Source organism: Mucilaginibacter sp. Mucisp86 (genome assembly GCF_047324315.1).
GTDB lineage: Bacteria > Bacteroidota > Bacteroidia > Sphingobacteriales > Sphingobacteriaceae > Mucilaginibacter.
Window position 1 is genome coordinate 4,759,394 of record NZ_CP168503.1, and the last position, 23,495, is coordinate 4,782,888.

The 23,495-nt window shown below is 41.9% G+C and carries 23 protein-coding genes and 1 tRNA gene; 16 read left to right on the forward strand and 8 right to left on the reverse strand.

The features are described 5' to 3' along the window. The first annotated feature begins 112 nt into the window (after positions 1–112). Both ACEN9X_RS20240 and ACEN9X_RS20245 read left to right on the forward strand, forming a co-directional pair. A complete protein-coding gene (locus ACEN9X_RS20240; RefSeq protein WP_413666849.1) occupies positions 113–1,153 on the forward strand; it encodes a porin in 1,041 nt (346 codons plus the stop codon). Between the two features lie 72 nt (positions 1,154–1,225). After that, positions 1,226–1,825, forward strand: coding sequence for a DUF4468 domain-containing protein (locus tag ACEN9X_RS20245; RefSeq protein WP_413666850.1), 600 nt, complete (start codon positions 1,226–1,228; stop codon positions 1,823–1,825). Positions 1,826–1,968: 143 nt separating this feature from the next. Here the strand turns inward: ACEN9X_RS20245 and ACEN9X_RS20250 are convergent, their stop codons facing one another. Continuing rightward, a complete protein-coding gene (locus tag ACEN9X_RS20250; RefSeq protein WP_413666851.1) occupies positions 1,969–3,279 on the reverse strand; it encodes an ammonium transporter in 1,311 nt (436 codons plus the stop codon). 805 nt (positions 3,280–4,084) lie between these two features. Between ACEN9X_RS20250 and ACEN9X_RS20255 the strand changes: the two genes are divergently transcribed. Both ACEN9X_RS20255 and ACEN9X_RS20260 read left to right on the forward strand, forming a co-directional pair. After that, positions 4,085–4,924, forward strand: coding sequence for an energy transducer TonB (locus ACEN9X_RS20255; RefSeq protein ID WP_413666852.1), 840 nt, complete (start codon positions 4,085–4,087; stop codon positions 4,922–4,924). A 117-nt stretch (positions 4,925–5,041) separates the two neighbouring features. After that, entirely contained in the window at positions 5,042–5,575 is a 534-nt protein-coding gene (locus ACEN9X_RS20260; RefSeq protein WP_413666853.1) for a hypothetical protein, read from the forward strand. An 11-nt stretch (positions 5,576–5,586) separates the two neighbouring features. Here the strand turns inward: ACEN9X_RS20260 and ACEN9X_RS20265 are convergent, their stop codons facing one another. Beyond that, the gene (locus ACEN9X_RS20265) at positions 5,587–6,042 is read right to left on the reverse strand and encodes a GNAT family N-acetyltransferase (protein ID WP_413666854.1); all 456 of its coding nucleotides are present in this window, start codon (positions 6,040–6,042) and stop codon (positions 5,587–5,589) included. 66 nt (positions 6,043–6,108) lie between these two features. Beyond that, positions 6,109–7,152, reverse strand: a complete 1,044-nt coding sequence (locus ACEN9X_RS20270) for a hypothetical protein (protein ID WP_413666855.1) — start codon at positions 7,150–7,152, stop codon at positions 6,109–6,111. A gap of 267 nt (positions 7,153–7,419) precedes the next feature. Here ACEN9X_RS20270 and ACEN9X_RS20275 point away from each other — a divergent pair, with 267 nt between their 5' ends. Continuing rightward, a complete protein-coding gene (locus ACEN9X_RS20275; RefSeq protein ID WP_413666856.1) occupies positions 7,420–7,794 on the forward strand; it encodes a hypothetical protein in 375 nt (124 codons plus the stop codon). Positions 7,795–7,802: 8 nt separating this feature from the next. Here ACEN9X_RS20275 and ACEN9X_RS20280 read toward each other — a convergent pair whose 3' ends face one another. Beyond that, positions 7,803–8,282, reverse strand: coding sequence for a YybH family protein (locus ACEN9X_RS20280; protein ID WP_413666857.1), 480 nt, complete (start codon positions 8,280–8,282; stop codon positions 7,803–7,805). A gap of 216 nt (positions 8,283–8,498) precedes the next feature. On the opposite strand from ACEN9X_RS20280, the gene ACEN9X_RS20285 reads away from it, so the two are divergent. Further along, entirely contained in the window at positions 8,499–9,563 is a 1,065-nt protein-coding gene (locus tag ACEN9X_RS20285) for a cobalamin-independent methionine synthase II family protein (protein WP_413666858.1), read from the forward strand. A 179-nt stretch (positions 9,564–9,742) separates the two neighbouring features. Here ACEN9X_RS20285 and bla read toward each other — a convergent pair whose 3' ends face one another. Both bla and ACEN9X_RS20295 read right to left on the reverse strand, forming a co-directional pair. After that, positions 9,743–10,609: a subclass B3 metallo-beta-lactamase gene (bla, locus tag ACEN9X_RS20290; RefSeq protein WP_413666859.1), complete on the reverse strand. Its 867-nt coding sequence runs from the start codon at positions 10,607–10,609 to the stop codon at positions 9,743–9,745. A 255-nt stretch (positions 10,610–10,864) separates the two neighbouring features. After that, on the reverse strand, positions 10,865–11,365 hold the full coding sequence (locus ACEN9X_RS20295; protein ID WP_413666860.1) for a hypothetical protein: 501 nt from the start codon (positions 11,363–11,365) through the stop codon (positions 10,865–10,867). A 277-nt stretch (positions 11,366–11,642) separates the two neighbouring features. Between ACEN9X_RS20295 and ACEN9X_RS20300 the strand changes: the two genes are divergently transcribed. The 8 genes from ACEN9X_RS20300 to ACEN9X_RS20335 all read left to right on the forward strand — a co-directional run bounded on the left by ACEN9X_RS20300 (position 11,643) and on the right by ACEN9X_RS20335 (position 19,988). Continuing rightward, entirely contained in the window at positions 11,643–12,074 is a 432-nt protein-coding gene (locus ACEN9X_RS20300; protein ID WP_413666861.1) for a DUF6932 family protein, read from the forward strand. Beyond that, a complete protein-coding gene (locus ACEN9X_RS20305; protein ID WP_413666862.1) occupies positions 12,074–12,601 on the forward strand; it encodes a helix-turn-helix domain-containing protein in 528 nt (175 codons plus the stop codon). The genes ACEN9X_RS20300 and ACEN9X_RS20305 overlap by 1 nt, the downstream gene beginning before the upstream one ends. Further along, entirely contained in the window at positions 12,598–14,220 is a 1,623-nt protein-coding gene (locus tag ACEN9X_RS20310; RefSeq protein ID WP_413666863.1) for a KGGVGR-motif variant AAA ATPase, read from the forward strand. Before ACEN9X_RS20305 ends, ACEN9X_RS20310 begins: the two co-directional genes overlap by 4 nt. Before the next feature lie 217 nt (positions 14,221–14,437). Continuing rightward, positions 14,438–14,764, forward strand: coding sequence for a hypothetical protein (locus ACEN9X_RS20315; protein WP_413666864.1), 327 nt, complete (start codon positions 14,438–14,440; stop codon positions 14,762–14,764). Between the two features lie 648 nt (positions 14,765–15,412). Continuing rightward, a complete protein-coding gene (gene purL / locus ACEN9X_RS20320; protein WP_413666865.1) occupies positions 15,413–17,635 on the forward strand; it encodes a phosphoribosylformylglycinamidine synthase subunit PurL in 2,223 nt (740 codons plus the stop codon). After that, complete coding sequence (locus ACEN9X_RS20325) at positions 17,635–18,024, forward strand: VOC family protein (protein ID WP_413666866.1); 390 nt, start codon at positions 17,635–17,637, stop codon at positions 18,022–18,024. Before purL ends, ACEN9X_RS20325 begins: the two co-directional genes overlap by 1 nt. Positions 18,025–18,740: 716 nt before the next feature. Then, positions 18,741–19,445: a tRNA1(Val) (adenine(37)-N6)-methyltransferase gene (locus tag ACEN9X_RS20330; protein ID WP_413666867.1), complete on the forward strand. Its 705-nt coding sequence runs from the start codon at positions 18,741–18,743 to the stop codon at positions 19,443–19,445. 51 nt (positions 19,446–19,496) lie between these two features. Further along, complete coding sequence (locus ACEN9X_RS20335; RefSeq protein ID WP_413666868.1) at positions 19,497–19,988, forward strand: metallophosphoesterase family protein; 492 nt, start codon at positions 19,497–19,499, stop codon at positions 19,986–19,988. Positions 19,989–20,172: 184 nt separating this feature from the next. Here the strand turns inward: ACEN9X_RS20335 and rnhA are convergent, their stop codons facing one another. Both rnhA and ACEN9X_RS20345 read right to left on the reverse strand, forming a co-directional pair. After that, a complete protein-coding gene (gene rnhA, locus ACEN9X_RS20340) occupies positions 20,173–20,643 on the reverse strand; it encodes a ribonuclease HI (protein WP_413666869.1) in 471 nt (156 codons plus the stop codon). Positions 20,644–20,776: 133 nt separating this feature from the next. Continuing rightward, entirely contained in the window at positions 20,777–22,870 is a 2,094-nt protein-coding gene (locus ACEN9X_RS20345) for a heavy metal translocating P-type ATPase (RefSeq protein ID WP_413666870.1), read from the reverse strand. A 123-nt stretch (positions 22,871–22,993) separates the two neighbouring features. Between ACEN9X_RS20345 and ACEN9X_RS20350 the strand changes: the two genes are divergently transcribed. Further along, positions 22,994–23,067, forward strand: a tRNA-His gene (locus ACEN9X_RS20350). A gap of 159 nt (positions 23,068–23,226) precedes the next feature. After that, a complete protein-coding gene (locus ACEN9X_RS20355) occupies positions 23,227–23,406 on the forward strand; it encodes a hypothetical protein (protein ID WP_413666871.1) in 180 nt (59 codons plus the stop codon). The last annotated feature ends 89 nt before the right edge of the window (positions 23,407–23,495 follow it).

Here is a 23,495-nt window from a genome sequence, read left to right on the forward strand (position 1 = left end):
CATAAATGATCCTTTTAATTGCAAGGTGTTGATAATCAAATAATAACATCGTAATTATCCCAAAAAACAACAATTAACAAATAGTTTATCAATTCACAATTAAATCGTTATCATGAAAAAAGTATTTTTACTCTTCTCATTATTTTCAATTGCGGCCTTTACGGTTAAGGCCCAGGATACTGTTAAAACAACTTCGGATGCCCCTTTGGTGATCTACGGTTCGGTAGATACCTATTATAAGTATGATTTTTCTGATAAGGGTTCACAAATCCCTACCAGTTTTGCAAGTGATCATAATTCAGTGTCGATAGGTATGATTGACCTGGGTTTAAAGAAAAAAGTTGGAAAAGCAGCTTTTGTTGGTGAGCTTTCGTTTGGTCCGCGTGGTCAGGCCCAGTCAATTCCAAATGGTCCTAATGGTGATTCATTTCACATTCAAAACTTGTATGTATCATATGATCTAACCGATAAATTAAACCTTACCGGTGGTTATATGGCAACATTTATTGGTTATGAAGTGATTAGTCCGGTAGGTAACTTTAACTACTCTACTTCGTACCTGTTTACCAATGGTCCGTTCCAAAATCCTGGTGTTAAATTAACTTATGCATTTAGCGATAAAGTAAGTTTAATGGCCGGCATCTTTAACGATACCTGGAACAATTACACTTCAACAAAAAAAGTTAATACGTTCGGTTCGCAGTTGTTTGTATCTCCTGTAAAAGGATGGACTGCTTATCTTAACCTTGCTACCGGAAGCACTTCAGGTACCGAAGTTGATTTGACAACTGCTTATCAAATTACTGATGCCTTTAAATTGGGCTTAAACGGCGCTACTTATTCGGCTCCGCATGATGGCGGCGGCTTTAGCGGTGTTGCTTTATATCCGCAGTTAGCAGTGTCAAAAACAGTAACATTAGGTTTAAGGGGCGAGTACTTTAAAACTAAAAAAGGTGATTTAGTAACTTTAGGCCCTCCTCCGGGACAAAATGTTAAAGCGTTTACCTTTACTGCAAATATCAAATCAGGTCCGCTTACTTTCATTCCTGAAATCAGGTTAGATCACGGCTCATCTACTTCATTCCTGAATCACTCCGGCGATCCTTCAAAATCAGCCGGTCAGTTTGCTGTAGCTGCTGTTTACGCGTTCTAAAAAAATATAATTTAATCTATTTTTATCACGAGCCGTTCCGGATAAACCCGGAACGGCTTTTTATATTTGTATATGAAAAATTTGCTGCTTGCCCTGGCTGCTATCCTTTATTCGGGGATGGTATTTGCTCAAAAGGATTCTTTATCGTTTGATGAGCGGGATAAATATATTTACTATAAGCTTGTTGATCAGCCGGGGGCTAATGCAGATACCTTGTATAACCGCGGCTTGTATTTTTTAACTACAGCATATCCTAAAAAAACACTTGCGCTTTCAAAAAGTGATAAAGCTGCTTATTCGCTGACGGCTGCGGGCAGTTACATGGTTTCAAAAAAAGGACTGGTAAGTAACAGCGATGGCGGATCGTTAAGTTATACACTAAAAATTGAGGTAAAAGATTCAAAATACCGGTTTTGGCTTACCGATTTTGTTTATCAGCCTTACCAGCGTAACCGCTATGGTTCTTCAGAGCCTGTGCCTGGTGGTGATGTTCCGCTCGAAAAGGCATCGGCAAAATTATCAAGAGCTGATTTTAATGCCTGCTTAGATCAGGTGCTGGCCAATAGCAAGCAGGTGGGGGATAAATTAAAGTTGTATATGCTTAAAGTTTCATCGCTGGTTAAGAAGCAGGAGCCCAAAAAGGTAAATAAAATTTCTACGAAGGATTGGTAGTTTTTCTGAGTTTGCAGCTGCGGGTTTGCAGTTGGCAGTAAATGTATGCCGAGTAAAAGCTAATAAAAGAGCCGCACCTTGTAAAGGATGCGGCTTATTTTTTATGTGTTAATTGGGTTTAATCAGGTAGGGGTAGGATCTGGTTACAGTTCCTCGTCGTGCTGGCTGATGTCGAGGCCTGCAAGCTCTTCTTCGGGTGTTACACGCAATGTGCTGATCATGTCGGTGATCTTTAATAAAATGAATGAGCCGATGAAAGCAAAGGCTGATACGCCAATTAATGTAATTAAGTGAACTAGGAAAAGATGTGTTTCGCCGTAAAATAAGCCATTGCCGGTTGTGTTGGCGGCGTTTACATTTTGGTGCGCAAAAACGCCGGTTAAGAGCATGCCTACCATACCGCCCACGCCATGGCAAGGGAATACGTCAAGCGTATCGTCAATGCTGGTTTTGGTTCTCCAGATCACAACCAGGTTGCTCACTACAGCTGCTACGATACCGATAATTAATGAGTGAGGGATAGTTACAAAGCCCGCTGCCGGAGTGATAGCTACAAGGCCTACAACAGCGCCGATACAAGCCCCTAATACGCCTGGCTTTTTACCGCGAAGGATATCAAAAAACATCCAGGCCATAGCAGCTGCAGCTGATGCTGTAGTTGTAGTTGCCAAAGCGGTTGCTGCCAATGTGCCTGATCCTAATGCCGAGCCGGCGTTAAAGCCAAACCAGCCGAACCATAATAAGCCTGTGCCTAATAATACATAGCTGATACGGGCAGGGTTGTGTGAGGTTTCGTTACGGCCTTTTAGGTATATAGCTGATGCTAAAGCTGCCCAGCCTGCACTCATATGTACCACGGTACCACCGGCAAAGTCAAGTACACCTTTTCCGAAAAGGAAGCCTTTTGGATGCCAGGTGGCGTGAGCTAAGGGCGCATATATGAATACCATAAACAGGCAAAGGAAAATTACGTATGAGTTAAAGCGGATCCTTTCGGCAAATGCGCCGGTAATAAGGGCCGGGGTGATCACCGCAAATTTTAACTGGAACATGGCGAACAGGATCAATGGGATAGTTGGGGCAAGTTCCCAGGTAGCATTGCCTAATGTTCCTTTCATCATAAAGAATGTGCCGGGGTTGCCGATAAAGCCGCCAAACTCATCTTCGCCGAAGGCAAGGCTAAAGCCAAATATTACCCATATAACTGTAATTACGCCCATGCAAACAAAGCTTTGCAGCATGGTTGATAGTACGTTTTTTTTGCTCACCATGCCGCCGTAAAAAAATGCCAAACCGGGGGTCATGATTAATACAAGGGCGGTACTTACTAATAACCAGGCGGTGTCGCCGGTGTCAATTTTGCTGTCTTTAACGGTTGTAAGGGTAACTGAAGGGTATATAAGGGCTAATACAATTACAATTAAAAGTATGCCAAATGGTATGAATTTTTTCATGTTTCGGGTTTAAAGGGAGGAAAAAATGAAAGTTTGAATAATACTGCCCGGTATCCAATCAAAAATACCGGACAGCATTAAAACTAAATTTTTTTAAAAAACAATAAATCCTGCATGCTTAATCAGAGCATGAGGGTTGGTTTATTGTTTTTTGCCTACCAAAAGTCGTGAAACGGGAAAAGGATGAGCTTGCGAAATTGAGATAGTTTGCTTGTATCCAGTCCGCAAGTAAAATCAAGGTACTTAAATCTAATTGTGTAACTGCCGGGCGTTGCCACAAACGCCTGTAATGAATGTGCACCCCTGTGTTGCTGTACATTAATAACCGGAGCCGGTACATTATTTAATACAAACTCTAAAAAAGGATTGTGATGCGGTATTGTAGCAGATACAGTGGTTTTTTTTGTTGTTTTATGGTAGTAATGGTATAATCCACCCTTTGCAGATGCTTGGAATCCGCTAAAGAGTAGAAAAAATAAGGCAATAAGTTTGTAAAGCCTGTTAACCATATCTAAAAGTAATAAAAAATTAAAATAAATGTGATTTTTTTTAAAATATTTTAAATTTTTGATGTTTTGTGTAGTAAAATTATGAATTAAGTGGTGTTTTTGTGATGAATTTTGTTTTGTTATTAACTAATAAATGATTTTTAGCCATTTTTTTAATGGTTATCGTTGTTTTGATGGTTTTTTATTGGAGATGAAAATCTGATGAAAAATTAGGCGAAATTATTTTGAATATTTTCTACTTTTTGCAAAATATAATATAAGTGTATTCGTTATTAGTAAAATTTAATTCTGAAACTATGCTTATCACCAAATTTGATTTGTACAATGCCGAGTGGCTCGACCTTGTATTTGACCATCGCAACAAAAATTATGGCGCTTATGAATTAAGACAAAACTATGGGCGCACCATGACTAAGTCTATGAGTATTGCCTTTGCTGCAGTAGCACTTTTATCGGCAGCAGCTATTATTTTTAAGGCAAAGCCAAAACCGGTGGATAACCGCCGGATGATTGAAGTGAAACTTGATCCTTCAATACCTAAGCCCCCTGTAGAAGCTAAACCAAAACAACCTGATCCACCTGCCGCAGCACAGCCGCAAAAAGCCGCTGCTCCTGTTGAAACTAAAGGTCTTACAACTCCGCATATAGTTCCGACAAATCCTCCGACAGAGCCGCCAACAATGGAAGAACTGAAAAATGTTGCTATAGGTTCTAAAGATTCGGAAGGAGTTACAGGTACGGGTAATGTAATAAAGCAAGATGACGGCACTCCCGGCGGAACTGGTACCGCTCCTAAAGTAGATGATGGCGTTCATACAATAGATGGGCTTGAAGTTATGCCCGAACCTATTGGGGGAGCGGCCGCCTGGGCTAAATTTTTGCAAAAAAACCTGCGTTTTCCGGGTGCCGCGCAAGATGCCGGTGTTTCGGGCAGGGTATTTATGAGCTTTATTATTGAAAAAGACGGCTCGCTTTCCAATATTAAGGTTGACCGTGGGGCTGGTTATGGTTTTGATGAAGAGGCAACCCGTGTATTGAAGCTGGCCAAAGCCTGGAAACCCGGCGTACAAAATGGGCAGAACGTAAGGGTTAGGTACAGTATCCCAATAAGCTTTCAGTTAGCGACAGAAGAATAAATAATAATTGGTGTTATGTTTTTAATTAGGTGTGTGTTATAAATTGTTGCTAACTGTGTTTAGGCCCCGTTTACGCGGGGCTTTTTTTGTATATTAGCAATACCGGTTACAAAAGCAATGAATAAGCCTAAATCTGAAATTTACAGCAATAGCGAATGCGTTTATGTTTCTGTAAACGTAAGTAACCCGCTTTGGGGAAAAGTGGTGCTGGTTTTAGGTAATTTATTTATTTTAACAATTATTGGTTTAGGTATAATCTGGCAAATTCCGCAGATGACTATCTGTTTCCTGTTGCTTTTTATATCACTGATAAAATATTCATTGTGGAATTTTTGCGGATGTGAAAACCTGATCATTAATACGCGGTCGGTTAGTTACCAGCACAATTATGGTTTGTTTAAAACACGGTATGTAACCAAACGGCTGCAAAGCAGGCTTATCATCAGCCATAGTTTGTACAAAAACTGCCCGGGTTGTGTATTGTGCAGTTTTGGTTCCTATAAACAGATTGACAATACGCCTTTTGAGCTTTATAACATGACTTTCCCCATGGTCGAAGCTGATGCAAAGTATCTGAATACCTTAATTGAAAAGCTTTTTATAGATGATATGTCTAAACGGTACGATCTTCCGCAGATTATTTTAAATTGAGGCTGTGAACATTACAACGTTTTTTTGAAGCAGAAACTATAAGGTAAGCCCTCATATTGTCCGTAATTAGGTATCCGTTCATAACCCGATTTTAGGTATAAGCTATGCGCTTCTACCTGTTTGCCGGCACTTTCAAGCACCACAGATTTAAACCCCAGCTCCCGGGCCCAGGTTTCCAGTTCGGTTAAAACCATTTTGCTGATGCCATTTCCCCTTGCATCTGGTCGAACAAACATTCTTTTAACTTCTATCGATTGTGCATCGAAAGGTTTAAAACATCCGCAACCGGCTGGCTTATCATCTATATAAGCTAAAACTACCGTGTTGTTTTTTTCGATAACATTATGATGGTCGTAAAAATCCATCATTTCGCCATTGCGAAGGCGTAAATCGGCGTCAAGTTCTGTAATAAGCAGCCTGAAATCGGGATTATCACTATTTGTTCTTTTAAGAATGGCGGTTTTCATCGGGGTGCTAAAATAACAGTTTCTTCAATGAAATATGCCGCCGGGTTTTATTGCGTTTTAAATGCCTTATCGTTTGTTATCCGTAATGCCTTTTAATATCCCGTTATACAAAGCCTGGGTTGAAACTATTGCCGAATATTTTCCGCTTTCTGTTATCACAATAAAAGGTTCTTCATTAGTAAACAGGGCGTTTGTTTGCTCTTCGTTACTCCAGTTTTTATCGATCTGTTTTTTTATAAGCACTGGTTTAAATACTTCATCGAGGTGAATAATGCTGATGTGTTTGGCATCGCCTTTATTTTCAATAGTTTCGCCAAGTTCATGCTGTAAAAGTTGTTCGGACAGGAGTTCATTGGGCAGGCCTGTGGTGGTTGAAAATGCCATCCAGCTGTGGTTTAAGGCAAGGGCACCTTGCATCCAGGGGGGAGCCGGCGGAATTGCATAATAACTGGTAGGCGGCAAGGGCTCTAACGGACCTAACAAGGCCCATTGTGCCGCTGCAGCACGGGAAGCATAAAAACTTTTTAAATATCGCGGGTCTTCTTTTAATAACTGTTCCAACAGGTCGCCGGGCCGGGCCCAGCCTAAATAAATTTGCTGTCTGACTTCATCAGTTGCTGTAAAAACAATTTTATCAGGTTTTTTAAGGCGATCGGCACCAGCCAATAAAACTAACAGCCGGGTTTCCCACCAGGCATGGCCATCTTCAAGATCAATCACGGCAACGCCCGAAGAGGTGGCTGCGCGCAAAGTTTCCAGAATATTAGAAGTGCCGCTATCGGCAACATACTGACCGCGTACCCCGATATTGGCAGGTACGGTAAAGCCCGAATTTGATAGCTGCTGAATTTTTGAAAAATCGATCTTGAGATCGCCATAGCCTATGCTGCCGCCCCGTTCAATAACCACGTTAAGAATTGCAAGTACGATGGGCAGCAGGCTAAGAACAAAAATGCCGATTAAAACAGTGTTGTTAGATGAGTCGGGCGGCCAACCTGTGTAAGCACGCAGCATACTGGTGATAAACAACAGTATTAACAAAACTGCAACGGCCGTAATGATACTCACCTTTGGTGTAAACGGCCAAAAACTATGATCACGTGGTTTCATTTGTTTCGCCTTAAAAAACTGTAATAAGTGTGGTATTTGGACAATTGCGTATGCATGATGCAAACCGCTTGCCGGTATATAAGTCTGTATGGCGGTCGGCCGCTGATATGAAATAAAATTCGATATAAATTATTGAAAAACAATGCGTTAAATCACGTTTTGAATGTGCGGTTTTTACGTGAATGTAAATTGTTCAAAATTGTTGGAATCATCACATTTGCAGTACAGATAACGAAAATCAGCTATCTTTAATTAAGCTGAATGTTTATGAAGATTTTAATCTTAGTGGTAGTTATGGTGTTATTTTTTGATTCCGCTTACGGGCAGGAATATGGAGCAGCGACAAATGCTACAGAACGAAAGGTACTGAAGCTTATCAATGCGTTGCCCGAGGTGCAGCAGGCAAATCAATATCGAAAAACACATAAAATTCCAGGGTTATTAAAGGCGCTAATTCAAGATACGCCTACTAAAGAGCATAATTATTACCGCGTATCAATAAGTGAGAATCTTGGGTTTCAATTACGAACTTATGAATGGTATGAAGTTGATGCTAAAACTTTTGTCATTAGGTATTGGGACATTGCAGAAGACAAAACGATGTCTTTAAGTGAAATGCGCAGACGAAGAAAATCTCACTAAATTGAGATTTACTTTGTAACCTCCGGAGCAGCCTGTGCCATCTCTCTTATAGATACCCAACCATAAGGGCTATCCTTATATCTAACAAAAACAGTCATTGCCCTTCCGCGGCCAATTGAGGGTTTGCCACCATTTATTGGGGTACTTCTGAAGGCGAAGATGCAGGTTTCGATGATGGTGTTGCCGTTGAAGGTGGTGCTTTCAACCTGGTTCTGAATTAATTCCATTCTGGCGGTACGGAACATGGCAGTTAATCCTTTAGCCAATTCGGCCCTGCCGGTAACCACATTGCTGTCACCAAAATATTTAACAATATCGGGATGGTGCAAGGCTACTAATGCTTTCACATCGCTGCGCGTAAAAGCATCAGCAAAAGCGGCTTTGGTTTTCTCAAGCGCGATTTTATCGCTGGCAAGGTTATCACTTTGACGTGAACAGCAACCGCAAAATATTAAAAGGAATAAGATAAGGCAGTGTGATGTTTTCATTTCAGTTATTGATTTAATGACAACAAAATAGTGAATATTGAAGCTGTTAGTTTTAGAAATTGATGATTGCATCTTGTAAATTGATAAGATGCGGATTAGGAAGGATGATTGGAACTGATATTGATGTAAGATGTATTAAGTTATCATAATTTATTTATCCTTAATGCTTTACCGTAGGTTTCGTTTGTTAACTTTATGAATCAATCTTACCTATATATGAAAATACTTACCGAACCCATCGGGAGCATTCCGCGCCCGGTTTATTTACAACAAGCCATGACCGCTTTTGCCGGCGGACAAATTAAAGCCGATGAATTAAATAGCCTGTTTGATCGGGCTACCCGCGAAACCATTATGGAACTGGAAGCTACCGGTTCGCCCGTAATAAGCGATGGTGAGCAATCAAAACCAAGCTTTGTTACTTACCCTATGCAGGGCTTTAAAAACTTCGCCGCCGATGGTGTAGTGATTCCCTTTGCCGACGGCCATACCCGTCAGTTGCCAAAGCTAACCGCAGGTCCGTTTCATTATACCACTTTTGCAAATTCGTACCTGAACCGGGCCAAAAAGTACTCCAATTTGCCGGTGAAGCAGGCTGTTATTTCCTGCTCGGCCATGAGCCTGCTTTATCCGCAGGAGGGCATCGACGGCTATTCGCGCGATCAGTTCCTGAATGATTTGGTGAATGATGCGGCATACGATATCCGCTCATGCCTTGAAAGCGGCGCATACAATGTACAAATTGATTTTACTGAAGCCCGCCTTGCTATTAAGTTAGACCCGAGCAAGCAACTGTTGTCGGCTTTTATTGATCTCAACAACCAGGTGCTCGACCGCTTTACAGCCGAAGAACAAAAGAAGATAGGCGTACACACATGCCCCGGTGGCGATCATGATTCCACCCACAGCGCCGATATACCTTATACCGAGCTGCTCCCGCTGTTGTTTAAACTCCACGCCGGTAATTTTTACCTGGAATATGCTGCCGAAAAGGACAAGGAAACGGTGTTAAATGCGATAAAGGAAAACCTTGGCGCAGGTCAGCGCGTATTTTTGGGTGTTACTGATGTTATCAATCCCAAAGTAGAAACTGCCGAAGAGGTAAGCAACCTGATCCTCGAAGCGGCACAGATCATCTCCGTTCAGCAGCTCGGCACTACCGATGATTGCGGCTTTTCGCCATTTGGCGATGATACTTCAACCGCGAGGGAAATTGCTTTCGCGAAGATCCGCGCAAGGGTTGAGGGCACTAAGCTGGCAGAGAAGGTGCTGAGACGGTAGAGAAGAGCTTTTACTAATACTGGTTCAAGTTTAGCGACAGCATAACTTGGACCTAAAACCCTGCAAGCATCCTGCTTGCGGGAGGGGGAGTTGACATTTTTTTGAACAGAATAAGTTAAGCTGAAAGCTTAACTTATTTTAGGTCGAAGTTACGCTATCGCCAAACTTCGACCAGAAAATTATTTTGCCGCTATTTTTTTATCATATTCGGCTTGCAGTTCAGCTATTTCATCGTAATAACTCTTCTCGTCTGCAAAAGCTGCCGGATTATAAGGGCTGCCGGGTTTATGTTTGCCGAGAAGATCAAATTGCGAACCATGGGATGCTAACCAGATATCAAATTTTAAACCCTTCATTGCCTTCAAGGTATAAGCATAGTCGTTAGCAATGCCGGGATAAGAGGGAATAGCCGAAAACTTTTTATCGGTAACTATAGTAGGCATATTGGCAATTAAAGCCCTGTAGCTTCGTTTATTATCCTTTACATCAAACAAATAACTGCACGAACCTTTTGTGTGGCCGGGATGGTGAAGTAAGGTCAGTTTCATATTCCCCAACGTGATACTATCGCCATTGTGTAAAATGCGGTCTACCTTTACAGGTGTAAACGTGCGCACATCTCCTTTAAGGTCATAATCAGAAAGGCCCCCGTCGGCTACCACCGCTGCGTCGCCTTCGTCTGCCATCATTTTGGCTTTTGTTACCTTCTTTATCGCCGCCATGGCGCCCATATGATCAAAGTGGGCCTGGGTTGTTAAAAGAATTTTTGTGTCCGTAATTCTGAAGCCCAGGGCCTTGATGTTTGCTATAATTTGCGTTTCGGACGATGCAAGTCCGGTATTGATCAGGATATTTCCTCCTGAAGTGGTGATGAGGTAACAAGCCAGATCAGCAGTACCCACATAATAAAGATTACCGGCAATTTGAAATGGTGGAAATGGCCGTGACCATTCGGGATGCTTTTCTGCCGATGGCTCGACTACCTTTTGCGCCTGAACAATTAAAATGTTACAGATAAAAAATAGCAGGAAAAGCGTTCGTTTCATTTTGGCAATCTTTAAAGAGCAAAGAAAACATTTTATTCCCTTATACCGGGCATTATTCATCTAAAGGCGTCTGTACAATAGCTATCGAGCAACAAAATCTTAAAAAGCTAATTAGTTTAATGGGAAGCCGGGGACGGCTTTTTGTTTAATCAATTCGTGAGTTCTTTATTTGGCTGCCATAAGCCTCGCTTTGTAACTTATGCAGTATTGCATGTTCTTTATCCAACGCGATCCACAGGGCGATGGAGCTTCGTGTTATTTTTGTTTCAGTTTTGAAAAGAACCCTGTAATGGTGCCAATGACCGCGCATGGCGAATTGGCCGGACAGTTGGTAACTACCGGAACATAAAAAATCTTTTTGCCGGCGGATTGGCCGTCGGGGCTTATCTCTACAACGTAGGTTTCCTCATTAATGCCGCCGCAATTGCACTCCCGCTTATTGATGTTTTCGAAATTTTTTGCGGTTAAATTATTCATGAATTTGGTCATATCGGCATCAGTTATGTATTTACCATTTTCGGCCGATAAGGGTTTGCCTATTTGAGCATGTGGTACTTTTTTAAAGTAATAACATTTAGCCGCCAAAAATGCTATGGCTTTAACTTTATGGTCTTTTTTGTGGTGCGGATTATACCGGTAGATGACGACTTGCTTTGAATTTATGTTTGATGAAGATTGGCTGCCGGTTTGAGCAAATACATTCCCTGTGCTTAGGATAAGCAATGCTGTAGATAATATTTTTATAAATATTGACATGGGTTTAACCCTTAAACACTTTTGCCAACGAATCCGCCGTGCGCCTGTGCTTGGCGGCTATTGTGGTTATGTTCGATTTAGTAATTGGTTGAATAAAATTAGGGAATTGTTGGGGGAATGGCAATGGTTGCATGTAGTGATAGCAAAGAGAGGTAGGTAACGCACGGTAACACCGCGCGCTACATTAAAAAGGCTAGCTTTAGTGCGTGTTGTCCAAACAATTTTGTTGTGTTATTCGTGTAATATAGTATCTTTGAATAAAAACCAAGTTTAATTAATGATTCCCGAACTAGCCGAAAATGGCATATTGCCACCAGGAATTCATATTTGCGAGATTAAAGAACTGGAGGCCAAGTTCGTTTATAATTTACATAGACGTAATCTATATAATGGTTTAGTGAGGTTAGTGCAAGATTTAAAAAGCATTAACGCAAAAGCTATTTACGTTGACGGCAGTTTTGTTACCGCCAAATTAATGCCTGGTGATATCGATGTGTGTTGGGATGAAGGTACTGGCACTGGCTACGAATACGAGCTAGCTAATCTTCCAATTCTGTTCAATAGGCAGCTAGCCAAGGCGCGATATTTAGCCGATATTTTCCCGGCGGCTATCATGGAGCAAGGTTCTAAAAAATTATTTATCGATTTCTTCCAAATAGATAAACAAACGGGAGAGCAAAAAGGTATTTTAAAAATAAATCTATTCTAATGATAAAGAATCAAAAACAAGCAGCACTTACTAAGGAAAAACTAAAAGTGCTTGAAAAGGATAGAGTCGCCTTTATGGCTGAAGCAAAAAATAAGACGTCTGCGGAATTAATCCTAGGTTTAAATTCTTTTGATGCATTAATCGACGATATGAAGGCTGAACTTCACGAGTTTGATGAATTGACGAAAGGTAATTTACATATTATATCTGCAAAATGCTTAGATGATATACATAAATTATTGATAGGGGCTAGAATTGCGCAGAAAATCACTCATCGCGAATTGGCAGATCGAGTTGGAATCCAAGAACAGCAAATACAGCGTTATGAAGCAACGGATTATGAATCTGCAAATCTAGCTCGACTAAGAGAGGTTGCTTTAGCATTGCAAATTAGGTGCTATTTTGAGAAAATCATCTTTATAAGCGTAGAGCCCGAGTTTAATTTACCAGATCATATTACCCCAGAGAACGTTGCGACTACAGAAGATCAAATAAGAGAACGGGGCGCTTTACTTTGCATCGAATGAAAACAATAACATTTTATTCTTACAAAGGCGGAGTTGGACGTTCATTAGCATTGACCAATATCGCCGTTCGCCTTTCAGAAATAGGACAGCGTGTATGCATCGTTGATTTTGATCTCGACGCTCCAGGTCTTCATTTCAAGTTCAAGAATTATGAATTAGCTAATCCAATAAATCGTGGTATAGTTGATTATATCCACCTATTTTCGTCAGAAAAAATCATTGATCAGGATTTGGAATCATACGCTGTAATACTAGAACCGGCGGCTAGTGTTTTCCAGCCAATTACTATGATACCTGCAGGAAACATCGATTCTCCGGAGTATTGGAAAAAACTATCCATGATTAATTGGTCTGATTTGTTCTATGCTGAAAACGCATCTGGAGTTAGTTTTTTCCTTGATTTTAAAGCCAAGATAGAAAAAGTATTCAAGCCTGATTTTTTATTGATAGATTCCAGAACTGGAATAACAGATATTTCAGGGATTACGCTACGTTTGCTTGCAGAACAAGTAGTTATACTATGTATCAACAATAAGGAAAATCTTTTTGGGAGTAAAAAAATTATCAAAAGTTTAACAAATCCAAACAACGCACTTTTTGGTACGACACCCAAAATCAATTTTGTTTTAAGTCGAGTTCCTTTTGGTCCAAATGAAAAAGAAAAAGAGTTCCTTATCGTCGAAAAACTTAAACATGATTTCAAAACTGATTTTAACCTTCCTGAATTTGACGTGTCAGTTATCCATTCTGACAAAAGAATAGAAGAGGAAGAGAGTTATTTGTCATCCCCTCATTATGATTATCAGCCAGGATCGATTTCCAACGATTATCTAAAACTGTTTGAGACTATAACCGGAGATCAACTTCACTTGGATGATCGCTTCCTTACTTCCAAACGAGCGGAAGTGGAATTTCACAAGAGCAATATTGAAAGTGGCATGAAAATGAAAATGCAACATATAAATAAGGCAATTGAGTTAGACAGTAGTAAATATGCATATTATATTGCTCGTGGTGTTTTGTACGCACAACAAGGGAATGCATCGATGGGTATTGATGATCACTTAAAGGCCTTGAAGCTGAACCCCGTATCTCCTCATATCAGATTTAACCTGGGGTTGCTTTACATGAATTTAAAACAATATGATGAAGCACTTAAATACTTGCGCTCAGCTGAACGTTATGGGCCTATTGTGTTTCTTAACATAGGGTTAATCTATGCACGATTACGGAAACCAGATAAGGCGATAGAGGCGTTTGACAAAGCTTTAGCTTTACATCCATCTTTCGACATGGCGTTAAATGGAAGAGCAGATCAATACCGAAGTAGCAAACACTTTCAACAAGCGTTAAGTGACATAACAAAAGCAATTGAACTGAATTCGAATCAGCCAATTTTTTTTGCGACACTAGCGGAAATTTATGCCGATATGGATAAAATAGAAGAATTCTATTTGAATTTAGCGATAGCGTTATCCAAAGGATTAAAGACATCTAATATGTATTATGCAAGAGAAGTGTATGAGCGTTTCTTTAATGACGAAAGATTCATCGCGTTAATATCAAAATATGATATGACTATAGACGACTTCCAAATTGATCCCGAACAATATATTTGATTTATCCGCTTGCTACCCCTTCGCTGGCGCACGCGTGTCGCGTGTGTCTCATAAACTAAGTCTATTATTATAAATTAGGCGTACCTTTGTATACTAAGTCTGTGATTATTAATATTAACGATAACCGACCGTCATTATTTATCCTATACTCTACAAGCGGAATACACGCGATACGCGTGCGCCAGCGAAAAGGAGTTTATCTAAAAATAAAATTGTTATGAGGATATTGCGCCACATCAACAATCAACCGATGAACGCCTTGGGAAAGGCGTTGCAGGAACGGTGCACCATACTTGTTGCCTCGCCCGAATCACACGGCATTTCCTCGCTTGGAGATTTAGAGACCCTGTTGGAAGCGTACAAAGCAACCGTCGCCTCACAGTTTGCCCGTTGCAATCCCGAATCGCTTCGCGGCGAATTGCACCAATATCAAACGTTTGAAGTCTATAACCTTATGTATAAGGAACGCACGGTGCTCTCCGTCCTCTCCCGCAAAACGGAACATCAAAGTGCATTTCAGGAATATGATGACGCAATGGCTTAGATATAGTTGCAGTCTTGTGCCCCCGCTACCACAAGCAGGTTCAAGACATAGCACAATGACCATAAGGAACAGCCAGCGGTAGCGAAAAAAACCAAAACGCTGCCGCAAGGCTGTGCCTTGTGGCCCACATGCAAGGTATAATCCAGAAATGACTAATACCTGAAAGAGCCAGTACTATAATTTAATAGTATCAGCCTTAATAATGGTGGCACTATTTTGCCAGTATCACTTGAGCCTGAAACGCATATTTAAGAAAATCTTAAAAAAAACATAAAAAAATAAGGAAAATGAATGACAGTAGTAATTCTGCGTTTTAATGCCGGTTTATTACTCTGATAAGTTTTAAGTGTTGATTATTAGTTATATAGATATGTTTCAAGTAAAGGGTCAATTGTTTGATTACCAAAGTGTTTCATGAAAAAGATGTTCCGCGTTTTTACATTCAAAATTTGGAACGCTCTCACTTTTTTAAAAAAAGGACACCGGAGATTTTTTTATTTTTTTGAGAATCAAAAAATTGGGACAACCGCTTTGTTACAATGGGCCTGATGCCCATCTGAGCGTTGCCCAAACCTTTCGCCTTTAACCTTTTCCCTTTCCGCCTTTTTCCATACTTTTGCGCATCCTTTCAAATAAAACAATATTACATTGGAGCACCAGGAATTAACTACCGTTGAAACCGCTAAAGATCTGGGCCTTTTACCCGAAGAATTTGTACGTATAAATGAAATATTAGGACGTGTGCCCAACTTTACCGAGCTCTCTATTTTCTCGGTGATGTGGAGCGAGCACTGCTCATACAAAAATTCAATTACATGGCTTAAAACTTTACCTAAGGATAGTCCGCGGATGCTGGCTAAGGCAGGTGAAGAAAATGCCGGCCTTGTTGACCTTGGCGACGGCATTGGCTGCGCCTTCAAAATCGAATCGCACAATCACCCTTCGGCTCTTGAACCATATCAGGGCGCTGCTACAGGTGTGGGCGGTATCAACCGCGATATTTTTACCATGGGCGCAAGGCCTATCGCGCAGCTTAACTCCCTGCGTTTTGGTGACCTAAGTCTCGACAAAACAAAATGGTTCGTTAAAGGTGTGGTTAAAGGTATTAGCCACTATGGTAATGCTTTCGGGATCCCAACCGTTGGCGGTGAATTATTTTTTGACGATTGCTATAATGTTAACCCGTTGGTTAATGCTATGTCGGCCGGTATTGTTAAGGCCGGCGAAACCGTTTCGGCTACATCATACGGTGTTGGCAACCCGGTTTATATAGTTGGTTCGGCTACAGGTAAAGATGGTATCCATGGTGCCGCCTTTGCTTCTAAAGATATTACTGAAGATTCGGTGAACGACCTTCCTGCCGTGCAGGTAGGCGACCCTTTCCAGGAAAAACTGTTATTGGAAGCTACACTTGAAGTAATTAAAACCGGTGCCGTTGTAGGTATGCAGGATATGGGCGCTGCCGGTATCATCTGCTCAAACTCTGAAATGAGCGCAAAAGGTGAGCACGGTATGCGTATCGACCTGGACAAAGTGCCAACCCGCCAGGATAATATGAAACCTTACGAGATCCTGCTTTCTGAATCACAGGAACGCATGCTGATCGTAGTTCATAAAGGTCGCGAAAAAGAAGTTGAAGCTATTTTTGATAAATGGGACCTGAACTGCGCTATTATTGGTGAAGTTACCGATACCAAACGTTTAGAATACTTTATGCACGGCGAAAAAGTTGCCGATGTACCTGCCGATGACTTGGTTTTGGGTGGCGGAGCCCCGGTTTACCAGCGCGAATACCGCGAGCCTGCTTACTTTGCCGAAAACCAGAAATTTAATATCGATGACGTTGCTGAGCCTGCAAACCTTGTTGAGGTTGCCGAGCATTTGGTTGGTCACCCTAATATTGCTTCAAAACGATGGGTAACCGATCAGTACGATAGCATGGTAGGTGTACAAACCATGACGGCCAACCGCTCATGCGATGCTGCCGTTGTTGCCGTTAAAGACACCGACAAAGCCATCGTATTAACTACCGACTGTAACTCGCGCTATGTTTATGCCGACCCATACAAAGGTACTGCTATTGCCGTTGCCGAAGCTGCACGTAATATTACCTGCGCCGGTGGCGAGCCTGTGGCTATTACCAACTGCTTAAACTTTGGTAACCCTTACATTCCTGAAGTTTACTGGCAGTTTGTGAGCGCTATTAAAGGCATGGGCGATGCCTGCCGCAAATTTGAAACTCCTGTTACCGGTGGTAACGTGAGTTTCTATAACCAGTCGGCAGATGGTGGCTCGGTATTCCCTACACCAACTATTGGTATGCTGGGGGTGATGGACAACGTTGATAACATCATGACTGCCGACTTTAAACAGCCTGGCGATATGATCTATCTGATCGGTGAATCAGTTAACGATATCGCTTCGTCACAGTACCTTGCATCATGGCATAAAATCACCAAAGCGCCTGCACCGTATTTCGATATCGACAAAGAATACGATATGCAGCAAACCGTTAAAGAATTGATTGCGCACAAAGTGATTGAATCGGCTCATGACGTTGCTGATGGTGGTTTGTATATCGCACTGTTAGAATCAGCAATGCCTAACGGTCTTGGTTTCGAGATTGCTTCTGACGATAGCATCCGTAAAGATGCTTTCTTGTTTGGCGAAGCACAGGGCAGGGTAGTGGTAAGTGTTGCTCCTGAAGAAGAAGAGCGTTTTGTTGAGGTGATGGCTACCAGCGAAGTTGAGTTTACCTTGTTAGGTACGGTAACCAACGGAGCATTAACTGTCGACGAAGAAGCTTTTGGTCATGTTACTGATCTGAAAATGGTTCACGATAATATCCTTCACGGTATTTTAGGAGAATAATGTTAAAACTAAACAGGGTACATCATATTGCTATCATCTGTTCGGATTACGCAAAATCCAAACAGTTTTATACTGAGGTACTCGGCTTAAAAATAGTTCGCGAAGTTTACCGTGAACAACGACAATCATACAAGCTTGATCTGGAAGTGGGCGACCTCTATCAGATCGAGCTTTTTTCTTTTCCCGATCCACCTGCAAGGCCATCCCGGCCCGAAGCTGCAGGTCTGCGTCATTTAGCTTTTGAGGTTGATGATTTGGATGAAGCCGTAGCACATATAGCTTCTTTTGGTGTGGAAATTGAACCTATCCGTGTAGATGAATGCACGGATAAACGTTTTACTTTTTTTGCAGATCCGGATGGTTTACCGCTGGAGTTGTACGAGCGATAGATAATTAAATTTCGACATACCGAATTTATTTCGGCAACCCACAGGACAGGTCTGTTTCGTTTTTCAATAACCTTAGTTGGTATTAATCGTCATTGTCCCGCTCAATTGCCGCGGGAAGGGCTGTTACTTTTGTCTTGACACAAAAGTAACCAAAAAGTCAAGTCAGCAGGGAGGCTTCTTTGCGCCCGCCCGCCCCTGTGCCCATTGCTTGGGCCTTTACCCTGCAAAGCGGTCAGAACCACGGGCTGCAATTATTTTGCCCCGCTTCGCACTTTCCCAACGCTTCTGCAAAAACTTGCTATGCCCCTGCAGCCGCACAGGCCACCATTGTTCTGCCCGCTTTCGCCCGAAGCTTTCCTGCTGACGGAGGGAAGGGAAGATGCAAGAAATCAAGAGGTAAAAGACAAGACTTAAAACCATGGCATTGCGAGCACAGCGTGGCAACCGCACGGAAGTATGGCCGCCCTGTATAGTAAGCGATTGCCACGCTGCACAATGACATATTATTGTTACTAACCCCAAAACAAAAGCGGGCAAAGGCCTGACAAAAAAGCGGGCCTGGGAGTATGGCCTGCGGGGGGAAGCATTTTTTTGTCTTGATTTTTGTTTCTTTTTATCAAGAAAAAGAAAAAGCCCTTCCCGCGGCGAATGAGCGGGCCGATGTTGTTATTTGGCAGAAATATAGTTTATTCCCAACGAATAGATAACTTCGCCCGATGTTTCGTTTTAAACAATTCAGCGTTGACCAAACCGGCTGTGCCATGAAGATCAATACCGATGGAGTATTGCTCGGCGCTATGGCCGGCGAAGGTGAGCCATTAAACATTCTGGATATAGGCACCGGAACAGGTGTCATAGCCCTGATGCTGGCTCAACGATTTACTAACGCGATTATTGATGCAGTTGAAATTGATGAACAGGCTGCTATAACGGCTAAGGATAATTTTAGCAATTCGCCATTTAAAAACAGGTTAGCACTTTACGCAAAAGGGTTTGAGGAATTTTTTGAAGATCATCCTGAAAAGAGATTTGATCTCATCGTATCAAATCCCCCGTTTTATATTAACTCCCTGCAATCGCCGGGGATTAAAACAAATTTGGCCAAGCATGCTGCAGATGGTTTTTTTGAGAGATTGGTATCAACAGTTGCCACACAGCTTACGGAGCAAGGGACTGGTTGGTTAATATTACCCGTAGATACATCGGAATTAGTTAAAGACCTGATCAAGCAGCATGGACTTTTCCTGAAAAAAATAATCACCATACACTCTTTTAAGGAGGACGCAGCGCACAGGGAAATTCTTGCTTTTGGGAAGAGCGATGAACCGCTAACTGCTGATAAGTTTATTATTTACAGCGAACCAAAAGTGTACACGGAAATGTACTGTGAGTTGTTAAAAGATTTTCTGATAATATTTTGAGGCCTCGTCTTGATTCTTAATTTCCTGACTCTTTAATTCTATCTTTACCCCATGACCCGCATAGGCCTAATTTCCGATACCCACAGCTACCTCGACGACGCCGTTTTTAAACACTTTGAAAACTGTAACGAGATCTGGCACGCAGGCGATTTTGGTACCATTGAACTGGCAGATAAACTGGCCGCCTTTAAGCCCCTAAAAGGCGTTTATGGTAATATTGATGATAAGGACGTAAGAATAGTTTATCCCGAGCACCTGCGTTTTAAATGCGAAGACGTGGATGTGTGGATGACCCACATAGGCGGCTATCCCGGCAGATACAGCCAAAATATCAAAGCCGAAATTTATAGCAATCCCCCCAAGTTATTTATCACAGGCCATTCGCATATTTTAAAAGTGATGTTTGATAAAAAGATCAACTGCCTGCACATGAATCCCGGTGCGGCAGGCAAACAGGGCTGGCACAAGGTACGTACTTTGTTGAGGTTTAATATTGATGGTGATAAAATCCAGGATTTGCAAATTATTGAGCTGGCTGGTTAGGAAATAAAAAATGTCATTTCGATTGAGCCGAAGGGGGTTGAGCATTGGGTCGAAAGAGGAATCTTATGCGTTTTGCAAAGCGACCATAATGGCTTAAAGCAGGGCGTAGAAGATTTCTCCTCACCGCCCACGCACTTTCCGTGTTAGGTTCGTCGAAATGACAGATTGTGAATAGGCGATTTAATCACATCATCCCAGCCCTTGCGTTCTCAGCCTCAAAAACAGAGTCGATAAGCAGGGGAGGACGTTTGCCTGCTGCTACGGCTAACTGATCGCAACGCTCGTTTTCCGGGTGACCGTTATGCCCCCTTACCCAGGTGAATTTAATTTTATGAAGCTTACTGATCTCTAAATAACGCATCCACAGATCTTTGTTTTTTTTGCCCACAAAGCCCTTGGCTACCCAGCCATTAACCCAACGTTTTTCGATAGCGTCAATAACGTATTTAGAATCGGAAAAGATTATTACATCCTGATTGGGAGCCTTCAAAGCTTCCAGCCCTTTGATAACGGCAAGTAACTCCATCCGGTTATTGGTTGTTTTGCGAAACCCTTCGGATAACTCTTTGTAATGTTGTCCCGAACGCAATATCACCCCATAACCACCCGGCCCCGGATTCCCGCTTGAAGCCCCGTCTGTAAAAATCTCGATCATGTAGAATAGTTCATGGTTGATGGTTCATAGATCATAGTCAGGAACCGGATTAATATCAAGTTTCAAAAGTAACAAACTTTAGCCTATCCTCTAAAACTAATAGGGCTAAAAAACTGCCATGAACCATGACCTATTATCTATCAACCCTCTTTATCTTCAACCTCAATGAATTTCCAATAACCACCACATCCGAAAATGCCATGGTCAATGCACCAACCATAGGATTAAGGAATCCCATGGCGGCTACAGGAATCGCTATAATGTTATAAGCGAAAGCCCAGAATAGATTTTGTTTTATGGTAAGCAGCGTATGCCTGCTGATCTGTAAAAACTTGATCACCGATTGGAGGTCGGTATTAAGGAGTACCACACTGGCCGACTGAATGGCAACCTGGCTTGCATCGTTCATCGATACGCCAACATCGGCGTGGGTTAGGGCAGGGGCATCATTAATGCCGTCGCCAATCATAATGGTTTTGCCCTTTTGTTTATAGATATCTATCGCCTTCAGTTTTTCTTCAGGAAGTCTTTCGCCATGTACCTCGGTAATGCCTAATTGCTTGGCGACACTAAGGCAACGGTCTTTTTTATCGCCACTTAACAGCACAGGAACAATACCCATTTGTTTAAGCTGGGTTATAAGCGTTCCAGCTTCGGGTTTTATCTGATCGTCAACTGCTATTTGGGCCATCAGTACCTGGTTTTTATAAAGCACCAGGTTAAAATAGCCATTATTGCCTGCCTTGGCCGTGCCCAAGAAGTAATGATTGCCTTCTACGTCTTCGGCCCGCATGCCCAGGCCTTTTTCTTCCTTAACCGATTTTAAAATAAGCTTTCGTTGAGGCAGGCCTTTCAATCCGTTTACAAGCGATTTGGCTATCGGATGATTGGAACGCTCTTCAATAGCTGTGATCATCCCCCTGATATGCTCTATATCGACGCCGTCCTCAATACTTATTTCATTAACAATAAACTTCCCGGTGGTAAGGGTACCTGTTTTATCAAATACTACATATTTGGTATTAGTAACTGCCTCAATGGTATCGCCGCCTTTTACCAGGATGCCATTTTTTGCGGCCCTGCCTAAACCAACCATAACGGCGGTAGGCGTGGCCAGGCCCATTGCGCAGGGGCAGGAGATCACCAGCACAGCAATTGCATTCATCATAGCATGCTGAAAGCCGGCGCTGCCCATAAAATAGGTAAGCATAAAGGTAATCAGCGCTATTAGTATAACGGCAGGTACAAATATAGCTGCAACCCTGTCACCCAGTTTTTGTACTGGTGGCTTTGCTGCCTGCGCTTTCTTCATCAGGTCGATGATTTGAGCGAGGATGGTATTTGAACCAACACGGGTGGCCAGCATATGGAAATTGCCGCTAATCAGTATGGTTCCGCCGATAACCTTGTCATATTTCTGTTTTTCAACAGGGATACTTTCGCCGGTAAGCATGGCCTCATCAACCGAGCCCTGACCTGAAAGGATCTCGCCGTCAACTGGCACTTTATCACCCTGGTTAACCAGCAATGTATCTCCCGGACGAACTTCTTTGGCATTAATTACCTCAATGCTTCCATTTATTATCCGGTTAGCATTTACCTCCTGAAATTTGATAAGGTCTTTTACGGCGGAGGTAGTTTGACTTACCGAGCGTTTTTCAAAAACATTGCCCAGCAGTACAAGGGTAATTATTGTAGCACAGGTTTCATAAAACTGGTATTGTGACCCCAGATTTTGTAATGTGCCGATAAAGCTATATATAAATGCCGATGATGAGCCCACAAAAATGAGCACATCCATATTAGGGATCCCTCCCTTAAGTGAACTGATAGCACTTTTTCCAAAGTGGACGCAACCAACAACAAAAACCGGAAGGCATAACAGCAACTGGATTATAGGCTGATGTAGAAAATGCCAGGGCAATATCATGTGCATTAAAAGCGGGGCTGTAAAGATGGCGCAGAAGATAAATTTATTTTCTATCCGTTCATAAAACGGTACCGAATGGGTGCTGATGTCCTCAACAACTTTAAATCCTAAATTTTCTATGCCTTTTTTTATTTCGGGTAATTTGGCTTCGTCGTTTGTCGAAAATTTTACCTCTTCGCCGGCAAAATCGACCAGGATATTATGTAAGCCCTTTTTTTCGAGGAATTTATGGACAGACATGGCGCAATTATTACAATGCATACCAGTCACATTCAGTTCTATTAATTGCTCAGCCATAGTTACAAAAATACTTATTAACCATAATCATTCTAAATTAAACGGGTAAGCTTAATGTAATTTTAAAAAAGAGTTTGCAATTAACCGGGAGATTTCTATTTTTGCACTCTCGAAAACGAAACGGTAGGCATAGCTCAGTTGGTTAGAGCACCAGATTGTGGTTCTGGGGGTCGTGGGTTCGAGCCCCATTGCTTACCCGCTTTTATAAGGCTCATTTACATACGTAAATGGGCTTTTTTTATGCCCATAGGGCAGTTTTTACATGGAAAATTTGATTTATCCGGGTTAGTAGGCTTACTCAATTAAACATGAAAAACTGCTCAACTTGACGAAAGTGTTTTACAAAAAATCGTCATATGGCAACAATTAGAGAATGTATCTTAAAACACCACAAAAAAGAAGATGGTAAAGTACATATCCGTAAGCGAAAACTAACAAACGGCAGAAAGCCGCTAATGGTTGATTTTTCTCCACCGCTGAGAAACCCCGAAAACGGAAAATCGATGAGATTTGAGTTTCTGGGCTTGTCTTTATAAGATAAACTGTCCAATGTTTGGGAGCGCAGCATGATGCCGAATCCAAACATTGAGTTGAAACTATCCGTTCTCAAAGCCAGCTGGAATTT

Excerpts from the sequence above, each read along its gene's own strand:
- ACEN9X_RS20355 (WP_413666871.1), top strand. The coding sequence starts at position 23,227 with ATGGCAACAATTAGAGAATGTATCTTAAAACACCACAAAAAAGAAGAT.
- ACEN9X_RS20250 (WP_413666851.1), bottom strand. The coding sequence starts at position 3,279 with ATGAAAAAATTCATACCATTTGGCATACTTTTAATTGTAATTGTATTA.
- ACEN9X_RS20305 (WP_413666862.1), top strand. The coding sequence starts at position 12,074 with ATGATAAAGAATCAAAAACAAGCAGCACTTACTAAGGAAAAACTAAAA.
- ACEN9X_RS20315 (WP_413666864.1), top strand. The coding sequence starts at position 14,438 with ATGAGGATATTGCGCCACATCAACAATCAACCGATGAACGCCTTGGGA.
- ACEN9X_RS20240 (WP_413666849.1), top strand. The coding sequence starts at position 113 with ATGAAAAAAGTATTTTTACTCTTCTCATTATTTTCAATTGCGGCCTTT.
- rnhA (WP_413666869.1), bottom strand. The coding sequence starts at position 20,643 with ATGATCGAGATTTTTACAGACGGGGCTTCAAGCGGGAATCCGGGGCCG.
- ACEN9X_RS20295 (WP_413666860.1), bottom strand. The coding sequence starts at position 11,365 with ATGTCAATATTTATAAAAATATTATCTACAGCATTGCTTATCCTAAGC.
- ACEN9X_RS20260 (WP_413666853.1), top strand. The coding sequence starts at position 5,042 with ATGAATAAGCCTAAATCTGAAATTTACAGCAATAGCGAATGCGTTTAT.
- ACEN9X_RS20345 (WP_413666870.1), bottom strand. The coding sequence starts at position 22,870 with ATGGCTGAGCAATTAATAGAACTGAATGTGACTGGTATGCATTGTAAT.
- bla (WP_413666859.1), bottom strand. The coding sequence starts at position 10,609 with ATGAAACGAACGCTTTTCCTGCTATTTTTTATCTGTAACATTTTAATT.
- ACEN9X_RS20330 (WP_413666867.1), top strand. The coding sequence starts at position 18,741 with ATGTTTCGTTTTAAACAATTCAGCGTTGACCAAACCGGCTGTGCCATG.
- ACEN9X_RS20275 (WP_413666856.1), top strand. The coding sequence starts at position 7,420 with ATGAAGATTTTAATCTTAGTGGTAGTTATGGTGTTATTTTTTGATTCC.
- ACEN9X_RS20245 (WP_413666850.1), top strand. The coding sequence starts at position 1,226 with ATGAAAAATTTGCTGCTTGCCCTGGCTGCTATCCTTTATTCGGGGATG.
- ACEN9X_RS20300 (WP_413666861.1), top strand. The coding sequence starts at position 11,643 with ATGATTCCCGAACTAGCCGAAAATGGCATATTGCCACCAGGAATTCAT.
- ACEN9X_RS20270 (WP_413666855.1), bottom strand. The coding sequence starts at position 7,152 with ATGAAACCACGTGATCATAGTTTTTGGCCGTTTACACCAAAGGTGAGT.
- ACEN9X_RS20335 (WP_413666868.1), top strand. The coding sequence starts at position 19,497 with ATGACCCGCATAGGCCTAATTTCCGATACCCACAGCTACCTCGACGAC.
- ACEN9X_RS20325 (WP_413666866.1), top strand. The coding sequence starts at position 17,635 with ATGTTAAAACTAAACAGGGTACATCATATTGCTATCATCTGTTCGGAT.
- ACEN9X_RS20265 (WP_413666854.1), bottom strand. The coding sequence starts at position 6,042 with ATGAAAACCGCCATTCTTAAAAGAACAAATAGTGATAATCCCGATTTC.
- ACEN9X_RS20280 (WP_413666857.1), bottom strand. The coding sequence starts at position 8,282 with ATGAAAACATCACACTGCCTTATCTTATTCCTTTTAATATTTTGCGGT.
- ACEN9X_RS20255 (WP_413666852.1), top strand. The coding sequence starts at position 4,085 with ATGCTTATCACCAAATTTGATTTGTACAATGCCGAGTGGCTCGACCTT.
- ACEN9X_RS20310 (WP_413666863.1), top strand. The coding sequence starts at position 12,598 with ATGAAAACAATAACATTTTATTCTTACAAAGGCGGAGTTGGACGTTCA.
- ACEN9X_RS20285 (WP_413666858.1), top strand. The coding sequence starts at position 8,499 with ATGAAAATACTTACCGAACCCATCGGGAGCATTCCGCGCCCGGTTTAT.